General features: G+C 61.2%; 9 protein-coding genes and 2 pseudogenes. 4 read left to right on the forward strand and 7 right to left on the reverse strand.

Features of this window, described 5'->3' with window-relative positions; genetic code table 11:
- Nucleotides 1–132 (forward strand): annotated as a pseudogene (locus tag AOK15_RS47295) (ATP-binding protein); the annotation flags it as partial.
- Nucleotides 126–518, forward strand: coding sequence for a hypothetical protein (locus AOK15_RS47300; protein WP_055520983.1), 393 nt, complete (start codon nucleotides 126–128; stop codon nucleotides 516–518). The pseudogene AOK15_RS47295 and the gene AOK15_RS47300, both read left to right, overlap by 7 nt.
- 691 nt (nucleotides 519–1,209) lie before the next feature.
- Here AOK15_RS47300 and AOK15_RS42715 read toward each other — a convergent pair.
- Nucleotides 1,210–2,589 carry a DUF3696 domain-containing protein gene (locus AOK15_RS42715; RefSeq protein WP_079058732.1) on the reverse strand — a complete coding sequence of 460 codons (1,380 nt, stop codon included), beginning with the start codon at nucleotides 2,587–2,589 and terminating at the stop codon, nucleotides 1,210–1,212.
- 943 nt (nucleotides 2,590–3,532) lie between these two features.
- Here AOK15_RS42715 and AOK15_RS42725 point away from each other — a divergent pair.
- Complete coding sequence (locus tag AOK15_RS42725) at nucleotides 3,533–4,186, forward strand: DUF4145 domain-containing protein (protein WP_157870378.1); 654 nt, start codon at nucleotides 3,533–3,535, stop codon at nucleotides 4,184–4,186.
- 280 nt (nucleotides 4,187–4,466) lie between these two features.
- On the forward strand, nucleotides 4,467–4,973 hold the full coding sequence (locus AOK15_RS48870) for a DUF4760 domain-containing protein (protein WP_420876973.1): 507 nt from the start codon (nucleotides 4,467–4,469) through the stop codon (nucleotides 4,971–4,973).
- Nucleotides 4,974–5,321: 348 nt separating this feature from the next.
- Here the strand turns inward: AOK15_RS48870 and AOK15_RS44255 are convergent, their stop codons facing one another.
- The 6 genes and pseudogenes from AOK15_RS44255 to AOK15_RS27140 all read right to left on the reverse strand — a co-directional run bounded on the left by AOK15_RS44255 (nucleotide 5,322) and on the right by AOK15_RS27140 (nucleotide 9,291).
- The gene (locus AOK15_RS44255; RefSeq protein WP_055520986.1) at nucleotides 5,322–5,750 is read right to left on the reverse strand and encodes a hypothetical protein; all 429 of its coding nucleotides are present in this window, start codon (nucleotides 5,748–5,750) and stop codon (nucleotides 5,322–5,324) included.
- An 84-nt stretch (nucleotides 5,751–5,834) separates the two neighbouring features.
- Nucleotides 5,835–6,163 (reverse strand): annotated as a pseudogene (locus tag AOK15_RS27120) (tyrosine-type recombinase/integrase); the annotation flags it as partial.
- 45 nt (nucleotides 6,164–6,208) lie between these two features.
- The gene (locus AOK15_RS27125) at nucleotides 6,209–6,757 is read right to left on the reverse strand and encodes a hypothetical protein (RefSeq protein ID WP_157870380.1); all 549 of its coding nucleotides are present in this window, start codon (nucleotides 6,755–6,757) and stop codon (nucleotides 6,209–6,211) included.
- Between the two features lie 336 nt (nucleotides 6,758–7,093).
- Nucleotides 7,094–7,792: a hypothetical protein gene (locus AOK15_RS27130; RefSeq protein WP_055520989.1), complete on the reverse strand. Its 699-nt coding sequence runs from the start codon at nucleotides 7,790–7,792 to the stop codon at nucleotides 7,094–7,096.
- A 363-nt stretch (nucleotides 7,793–8,155) separates the two neighbouring features.
- Nucleotides 8,156–8,656 carry a hypothetical protein gene (locus tag AOK15_RS42730; protein ID WP_148087349.1) on the reverse strand — a complete coding sequence of 167 codons (501 nt, stop codon included), beginning with the start codon at nucleotides 8,654–8,656 and terminating at the stop codon, nucleotides 8,156–8,158.
- The gene (locus AOK15_RS27140; RefSeq protein ID WP_240508612.1) at nucleotides 8,629–9,291 is read right to left on the reverse strand and encodes a hypothetical protein; all 663 of its coding nucleotides are present in this window, start codon (nucleotides 9,289–9,291) and stop codon (nucleotides 8,629–8,631) included. The genes AOK15_RS42730 and AOK15_RS27140 overlap by 28 nt, the downstream gene beginning before the upstream one ends.
- Between the last annotated feature and the right edge of the window lie 330 nt (nucleotides 9,292–9,621).

The raw sequence follows: 9,621 nt of genomic DNA on the forward strand, positions 1-9,621 counted from the left end.
GCCGAACACGGCCGGGGCCTGGACATGGTCACCGCACTCGCCCACCGCGTCGCCATCCACGGCAGCAAGGCCGGCTACACCGTCACCGCGGAACTCTTCACCGGCACCCGACCGGGAGACTGCCCGTGCTGAAGGACGAGGCCCGCCGGGGCTACTGGTGCGAGTGCTGGACCGAAGACCTCAGCAGCGGGGGCGGGTTGGAACTGCGGGGGTCATTCGATGCCTACTCAGCGCCTCAGGCAGACAGATGGGTTGCGGTCGCACTCCGCACGATCTCCCCGGCATTCGACCCGGACGCATCCGCCCAGGCGTGGGAGTGGCTGTACGACGGCCGCGTAGAGACACGCCGAGCCCTGTTGCGCTGCGATCCCTGCACGGTGTCGGTCACACACGCCACGACCCGCATCACCTGGACGATCCGACCGGTAATCTTCCTGCCACTCGCACACCGCGAAGGCAGGCAACTGCCGTCATGCGCATACGACTTCAAGCCCCGACCGGACCGGCAGACCGACTGAGTTACAACCTTCTTTACTGGTTCAAGGCGGCTCGCTCCGCTCACCGCGCGCGGCCCGACCCCCGGGCGGGCCTGCGCTCCTGTCTCCGCCCCGCTCCAGCCCGCCCGGCGCCCGCGCCGCGCACACGAGTATTTAGCCCTATCGGATCAGCCAGGCCATCAGCCGACCAACTCGGCTTGGTTGTACACGTAGGCTTCCGGATTCTAAGGGGTCAGCTCATCCGAGCACAGGATTTGGACCCCAAGACGCTTCTCAGCTCCCTCTCGAACGGAGCTAGAGAAGTCGTCCTCATCATTACTTACAAGGACTTTATCATTGCTCCCTGCCGCAGCACCGAGAACTACTCGATCGATTCGATTGCGGGGAATCAATTTCGCGATGAGATTACGCATTGACTCATTTGGACGATCGCTGAACCTCACTCTACCAAAGGCGAGATACTGTGCCAGCACCACTAGCGGGAGACTTTGCGGCGGAAGAGTTCTATGATACTCGGCATACAGTGCACTAGTAGCCGGGTTTGGCTGATCCTTCCCATTATCATCGAGTACCCATAGAACATCTTGATTCGCAAACATCCACTGGACTATGGCGAAAGATGATTCATGTAGCGGGGCCCCCGGGTTGCACGAGTGAGACAACACGCACGTGTCGATGACGATATCTTGCGAACAAATAGTGGGCAGATTTTTCATTTAGCCACCTTGGGAGTGGCCTGCGCCACAGCCAGAGCAAAGGAATCTTGCAGCTGCTCCTCAAAGAATCCACTCGGCCATTCGGATCGGTCAAGCTCTGCTCGCTCACCAAGGGATACTGATTCCACTACCGAACGCCCATCACGGTAGTCGAAAAAGTAAACCGCAACGTCCCGACTTCTGAGCCCCCCTTCTGCAATACGCCGGCGAAGCCTCAGCAAGATATGTTCGCTGTGAGTCTCAACAATCACTCGCCTATTCCGTGAAGCAGTGTCGATCAAGAAATCTGTAACAAGGCACTGCTGCGCGGGATTCAGGTGAATCTCTGGCTGTTGAGCAATGAAAGTGCCTGCGTTCGGCGTGAGCACACCCTGGACCAACATTGGCAAAAGTTGCGAGATGCCGATGCCGCAATGCGCCAAATTAACCTCCAGCCCGCCCTTTCCTTCAGAGCAGAGACTCACCTGAAAGAAGTCATCGCCAGAGTTGCGAAATTTCAGACGACCGTACCCAAACTTAGTCAACCAATTATCCACAACCTCGCGCACTCTAGCCGAATCAGCAGCCCGGAAGAGCAATTCCGGGGCGAATTCACCATCACGCCCAACACTGGTAGGAACTTCTGCAGAAAGCTGATATGTGCGCTTCGGGAGGGAGCGAAGAGGTCCGAGGTAAGAAATGCTCTTTAGCTGCGATTCCACTTGAGAATTTACTGTGCGGTACGTCCTCACAAGTTCATTTGCACCGTTGTACCATCCCCGAACCTTCTCCCAGCGCTCCTCGTCCTCACTCCAGCTGCGCGGCATGAGAAGTGCACCAAACCCGCTAAACAGGAAACCCTCCGGTTTCTCTTCCCGCATCGCCCGCCTCAGTTCAGTAACTTCTTTATAGGGTCGCCCAATCGTAGATGAGGTTGGAAGCAGAGGAGATGACACCTGATAGGTTTCACTATCCTTTCGTGTTCGCGTGACGATTGCGCGACCTTTAGAATCGAGAATCCTAGACTGCTTCAGTACAATTCCACCATCCTTTTCGCTTTCGAAAGAAACCTCCAACTCGCTGGGAATGGGCCTATCGCTACGCACCCGGACACGCGAATTCCGGTTAAGGCCGACCGAAAATGTGAGAGTGCGATTGATATCATGGTCAGTGATTAGATCCCGGAAATTTCCCACATCCAAAAATTCACCCCGCGTCAACAGGGCAGTTCTCGGATTGCGCGCCTCTAGCGTTTGCCGAAGCAGCAGGAGGGGTGCATAAGCAGAAGTTTTTCCGACATTGTTTCGGCCGATCAGCAGAGTGATGCGCGGGAATCGCAGATCTACCTTCCCTGAAAATCCCCGAAAGTTCGTCCAACCCACCAACCAAGGGCGCACTCTATATCTCCTAAAGTCCGATAATTTCTAGTTGTGCACTGTTCAAGCAAACGGTACGGATCCGGCAATGGGTCCAGCAGACTCAACGGGATATGTGTGACCGAACCGTTACTTTCGGTCAAGTTGGTTGGGTGGGGAAGATGCAAAGTACGGCGCCATAGATACGCAGGAAGGGTCGCTGACAAGCACCATCCCTCGATTGAGCGCCTCTGAAACAGAAGAGCTGAACGGACCTGAACGTACCCAACGGCCCGGCTGACGCAGCTTGCTCTGGTTGACGACATGGCAGCGTGGCTGAGTCCGGTGGGGGTGCAGCGAGGCATACGCGCGCCTGATCAGTTGGCGTACCCGCCATCGTGGCTGACTGTCGTCGGCTGAGGCGCAGGCCCCAGGGCTCCCCCGCCCTTGCTCGTTCAGGCTGAGGGCGTGAAGCCGGTGGATTGGTCGAGGTCGACGGCAACGAGTTCCGCGGGGGCGAAGCAGTCGTGTACGCCTACGGACCATGCTCTCTTCAAGGTCACGGAACCGACTCTGCATGGTCTGCCGTTCCGGCCGGCGCACGTCGCTCTCAGGCGAGGCGACGGCGAGACGTCTGGATCTGTAAGCCTGGCCCAACGCCCGTAGGGCTGAACCGGGCAAACTAGAGACGAGGCGCACCAATAGCGCACCAGATCAGCCGGGGAGCAGCGGGGAACCACGGTGAAAGCCGCCGAACCCGGCTAGGGCGCACCTCTACCGTTCGCCCAGGTCAGCGCCCGAACCAGGCCCAAATGATCGCAGCTTCCCAAGTTGAGGGCTCCGAAGCTGTCGGCACGGGCCCGCCCTGCGGCTTGCTCTGGTCCGCGAGCACAGCGGTCACAAATCGCATGCCCATCGGGGCGTTGCGCACTAGTCTCCGACTATGGCGAGCACGACATGCGGATGGTGCGGACGGCTGGCTCACATGAGACCGGTCGGCGGTGCCGAAGTGGTCCCTGATCAGGACAGCCGTCTCAATGTGGGATTCGAAGCCTATCAATGTGCCAACTGCCGCCGACTGGTGCTCGCCTACGGGTGGACCGACTTCAAGCGTACGAGTGATTGGGACGACGCACCTTCTGATCTCTGGGACCATCCTCAGGCCCAGCAGCCACGATGGCTTCCCCCTGCGAAGTCCAACAGGACGTTCCCAGATGTCCCCGCAGCGATCGAGTCGCTCGCGATTGAGGCGCACGACTGTCTGAGCATCAAGGCTGACCGAGCTGCCGTGGCACTTGCCCGTGCAGTGGTCGAGGCGTCCGCGAAGGAAAAGGGTGTCACCAGAGGAAGCCTGATCGCGAAGATCGATGAGCTCCACCAAATAGGGCTGCTACGTGGGCACATCAAGGAAGCAGCACACGAGGTGCGCTTCGGCGGCAATGAAGTAGCCCATGGCGATCTCACCCCCGTTGATCACGAGGCGGCCGAGGAAATCTTGACACTCATGGATGAAGTGCTGAACGACCTGTTTCAGTCCCCGGCTCGCGTGGCCCGTGCCCGTCAGCGGCGCCTGGAGCGGTCCCAAGCAAGCCCTGCGCCAGTGAACACCACCGCGCCAGAAGGACAGCCCAGCACCTGAGTTCCTGACGCAGCACTCACGGCAAGGCTCCACGGACATCGCAGCCGCTCAGTGGTGCATCTCGCCGCGAAGAGGTCGCGTGCCACAAACGTGCCAGATGCAGGGGTCAGCCACGGTCAACACCGGCGCCTCATGGGCAGTGCGCTCACGGGAATGGACGCGTCCGGATATCCGCTAGGAGCATGGACGAGCAAGTCTGTCGCAGCACCGAACTACCTCATGGGCTGGCGGGTGTCGCCGCCACCTACCCAAGGGCCCGACAAAGTGCTGTACTGCGGACATGGGCGATGTGTGGGCAGCCGTTAGTGCCGTTAGTGCCGCAGTCGGAACCGTGTTCGTCATAACTGCCTCGTTTTTCGCGTACTCGCAGATTAAAGAGGCGCGCCTTTCAAGGCATGTGCAACTCCTCATATCCTTCCAAGAGAAGTATCATTCGCAAGCAGCGCGCCACTTTCGACGTCGCCTCATAAGCGGTGAGTTCGGATTGCCTGAGCAATTTGATCCGGCCCGAATGAGTGCCGAAGATTTCCACTCCTTCTGGCAGCTTCACGATCAACTCGAAATGCTGGGAGTCTTGGTCGAGCAAAGACTGTTGGCTTTCGACCTCGTAGTAGCTTGCTTCCACCGATCCCCGCCGCAGGTCTGGGCCGCCATCGAGCCTTACATCGTGGGTCGACGCAGTCATGCTTCTCCCCTTGAAGGGGTCCATTTCGAACGGTTGGTTCGGCGCTACCAAAGCTCCCCCGCCCTTGGAGCCGAGTACTGGGACCGTCAGGACATTCTGTAAGTAGCAGAGTGCGCATCAGCTCCACACCTTTTGCGAACTGTCTGCCATGCTGCATGGCGACCATGTACGGCATCCGGCGACTTCAGCCCGCCCCTGGTCGTCTGCATCTTCAAGGCCCTCGCCAAACACCACTGACCCCCGAGGCAGATCCGTCAGCAATGACCACGGGCGGCTGGGTCGACCAGACTCCTGGGCAGGATCATGGACTATTTGTGGACTGAGGCTGCCCGGTCCACCACAGATGAGGCTTCTACCTGGTGTGTTGTCGGAGTCTCACGGGGCCTCCGGAGCCGTGTCCGGAGGGCTTGCCCAACACGCAGCATCACCGCGACCACCAGGCCGAGCAGGTTAGGCCGACTGCTCAACGGTTGCATCACCGAGTATGGGGAGGCGGTTCTGGAAGGCGCCCTTGAATGAACTATCCAGAACGGCCGCCATGATAGAGAGCATGGCGGCAGCCTGGGTCGGCTGGCCTCTGAGCGGGCTGTCGAAGGTTGCCAAACGGATGATCACGCCGATTGGCGTCTTCTTCTGGTACAGCAGGACCTCGGCTGTCTCCACGGAGGGCAGCGGACAGTCCCTCCGGTCATGGCCGACGTGGACTCCAGGACACAGGTACCCGATGTCTTGCGACTGCAGCCACGCCTGCAGTTCGTGGCATCGCGACTCGCTCAACCGTTCCCAGGTTGGGTCGAACTCACCCTTGATCCACTTCATGGTTAGGGACGCGATGCCGTGGTCCTTCTCTAGCTTCTCGTTGATCGCTTGGCGAGGCATGGCAACTCCGCAGTGAAGGGTGAAAGGAGACCAGCTTGCCCGAAGACGTTCCGAGCCGGGGAGAGAATGGTCCACTTCTGTCCGTTGATCCCGGCATGGCGAAGAGTAGATCAGCGCGGCCCGAGAGTTGCTGTGCCCCTCCTCGTCATCAGCTCCCGCGTGCTGGCCCCGGCCGTCGAGGCCAGCGGGTTGCCCGTGTGTCGGAGATCGTGGAAGTGCAGCTCATCTGTCACGCCCGCGGCCTTCCGGGCCTTGACCCAGTCGTCCCGGAAGTTACTCTGCCGCAGTTGCCCGCCCTGCGGCCCGACGAAGACGTGCCCGTCGCGGCCCGGAGCGGCGAAGTGCTCAAGGATGTGCGTGACCGCGTCGAGCAGTTCGGCCGGGCAGGAGACGGAGCGCACCCCGGCCGCGGACTACGGTGCCTTGTCAGCCGGCCGTCTTCTAGCGCGACAGCGATCTCAGGCTTCCGTCTCGTCGTCGTTGTCCGCCGAATCCTGCCGCTTCAGTCGCTTCAGCACGCGCGATGTCGTGGGCACGGCAGTCTCAGACCACCAGCGTTGCGCGTGCGGAGCGGCGATCTGCGCAGCCTTCGCCCCGACCAGTAGTGCAGCAGCGATCGCAGCCATTCGCAGATCGACACGCGTACCGGCGCTATCGGATGCACCCCGGTCAGTGGCACCGACCGGCTCGGCTTCGGCGACGGTCAAGTCGTCGTTAGGGAACGACTCGGCCAGCTCGGGCGGAGCTGGCGCATTGTTCATGTCGTTCAGCAGAGCCGCGAGAGTCTCATCGCTCCAGGTCGTTGTGGTCCACTGACGGTAATAGTGCAGGGACCTGACGTTGCCCCTGTAATGGTCCTCTTGGATGCCGTACTTCTCTCCCTTGTCGGTTAGGGAGTACGCGCCTGGCTCGCCTGTCAGGTAGCCGTACCTGTGCAGCAGCACGTTCATCTCCCGACCGGTTTTGCCGATCTCCCGACCGAGCACAGTTGCCGATTTACCCACCACTCCCGCACCTTCCCGCTCGGCCGGACGCAGACGGCTCCCGGCATCCCCAAGGCAGGGAAAGGTACCCGGTGCCACGGCCCTGTGCAGGGCCATTGCGTCATTCGTTATGCGGCGTGGCTGAGGCCGGTGGGGGTGCAGCAAGGGCGCCTGACCGGTCGGCGCACTCACCATCGTGGCTCGTCGTCGTCAGCTGAGGTTCGTGCCACAACCGTGCCAGATGCAGGAGTCAGCCACGGTCAACACCGGCGCCCTGTGGTCGAGTAGCCGCCCGTTTCCTCGGCCGGCGAAGCCGCAGCTCAGGCCCGAGGTGTCCCAGCCTCTCTCCTAAAGTGGTGCTCAGCTCCCGCCGCGCAGTGCACTACTGATCTCCAGAAGGCGCCCCTCGGGCAGAGCGAAGGGGTTGCTTGGGTTTCGGTAGGAGTGCCCACCGTCGTTAATCCAAACGCCGCCTGCCGACCTCCACCGAGCGGGAGCCCATTGGCCCTGGTTCTCAAGGAGCATCCCTGCAACCTCGGCGGGGTCTTCAATCAGTGTGAGAGCGGCAAGCGCAGAAGTGAGGGCCGCGGCTGCATCGTCGGGAAGCAGCGCGTCGCCGAGGGTGGGGAAGAGCAGCAAGAGACGGGCATCAGCATCACCAATGCCTTCTGTCACCGGCTGCCGAGCGGCGGACAGCAGTTCCGGCCAGGCCATGCCGGGCCCCATGAAGTGACCGTCGTCCACGGCGAGGGTTTCCGCTTCGGACCAAGCCGGCTGATGGATCAGATAGTCCACGCCCCATTCGTCCACGAAGTTGCGGTAGACGACGTAGATGGTGTGACCGGAGCGCAGCGGCACGCTGAACACCGGCCACGCATGCTCGGCCGACAGTGTCCGATACAGCTCCATGGCCGCATCCCAGTCGGCGCCGAACGCGGCTCGTTGTGCGTCCTCCCCACGCAGGCAGGAGCCGAGGTGCACGGGCCAGAACAACGGGTCGTCCAGGTAGGCGCCACCCTGGACCAAAGGGCCGCCCTCGTATCCAGGGATCTCGAGCACCTGCAGATGATGGCATGCGGGGCAGCCACGGCGACAGGACCGAGGCTCGGTCCTCTTCCGTCTCAGTTTCCGTCTCATTCAGCGCCGTTCACACCCGTTCAGGTGAGACCGAAGGCAGAGGCCGGTCCCACAACCAGACGGTGATGAACGCAGGTGAACGTCCCTGCACACAACCAACCGCCCCACCACCACAGTTGGAAAGCGTGGTGGAGCGGGCCCACTCGGCCGACTTCACCGGACAACGTCGAACGGCCCCACCGTTCCGCAGTGGGGCCGTTCGACGTTGTCCGGTGAAGTCGGCTTCGGAATGCCTTGCAGCCCAGATATCTAACTCGACCGAGCCGGACGGTGGATCGGATGCGGTCAGACCTCGTTGATGCGCCAGGCAATCATGCCTGTTGCACCCGGCTTCCCCTTGACGTCGATCTGGAGTGAGTCCTTGGCGACGAAGCGTTGGAAGACCAGGGTCCCGTCGCAGACCACCGGCTTCTTCGAGGCTGCGACGGTCGGGGTAAACACGATCTCCGCGTCTCCCTTGCCGGCGCATACCACGGACACCTTGTACGTGGCGCCCTCGGCCAAGTCGGGCTGTGTATGGACTCCCTCGGAGACTCGTTCAACACCGGACTCGACCATCGAGCTGCCCTGGTCCGTCACGGAGTCGAGGGCCGACTGGACCTCTTTCGTGAGCTTCTTCTCCGTCTCCGCATCGGTGCTCCGACGGGTAGAGGTCGGTGAGGCGGTGGGTTCGGATGCGGGGTTGTCATCCGATGTACAGGACGTCAGCAGAAGGGTTTGGGCCAGGACGCAGCCCACGAGCCACGCCGGTCGGGGCCTCATGATGAGGTCTCCCAGTACTTCCATCCGGTCTCCTTAGTGGGCAGTGTCGCCGTACCGCTGTCGATCAGCTTCGCCCTACCGCAGCCGTCCCCCTTACGCCGATACTTCTCCCACTTGACCTTGTAGCCCCACGAACCGTATTGCATGTGACCGTACTTGTTCCTGGTGATGTGGCGCGTGTAGGTATGCCCCGTCGAGACCGTGACACTGCCAGCGATCTTGTAACTGATAGAGGACTTGGCCGCCGCGATGACCAGACTGGCCTCGGCTTCAATCGTGCCGGTCACCTCGGCCGAGATAGTCCCCGACTTTTTCACTTCGACCTTGATGGTCCCGCCCGGACCGTCCTTGTACTTGGTGCCGTTCCACCATGACGGCACGTGGTAGTTCTTTTTCTTCTTGATCTCTATCCATGTTTCCGGGCCCGAGCAGATGGGCGGCTGTGTGACGTCTTCTTCTTCAACGTCCTCCCACCCCTCGCGCTCGTTTATCTCGACAGTGTCCGCCTCATCAACGATGTCATCGTTCACGGCCTGGTCAGAGCCGCTCGTGAAAGACCCCGGTGCGTCCTGGTCCGCGCTCGCCGTCCCTATCGTTCCAAGGCCGAGCAGCAGGGCCGTGGCCGGCACAATGGCAGCTCGGCGCATGCCGATGCTCATACAAATTCCCCCCTGGTCGCAGATCGCCGTGTGCGACGACCCGATGCCTCGACACTATGGGTTTGCCATGGCCGCCTCAAGTAAATGACCTTGTTCCTGAGGGTAATTTGAGGGTTACGCTACGTCGGTCGCGATACGTACGCCGCCCCTCCCGCGTACAGCAGTGGAGTACAGCAACCGCAGCAGCCCACCAGTGGCCGTAAGGGTTCTTCCGTCAGCCTGTATGACCGTCAGTGACCCGTCTCTGTAGAGCTACGGAACAGATGCTGCTCCTCGGCAAGCCCCTCCAGGACGCACCAGCGGTGAGTGTCTAACTGCGTGACAACGCCG

Source organism: Streptomyces ossamyceticus (genome assembly GCF_001418475.1).
GTDB classification, from domain to species: Bacteria; Actinomycetota; Actinomycetes; order Streptomycetales; family Streptomycetaceae; genus Streptomyces; species Streptomyces ossamyceticus.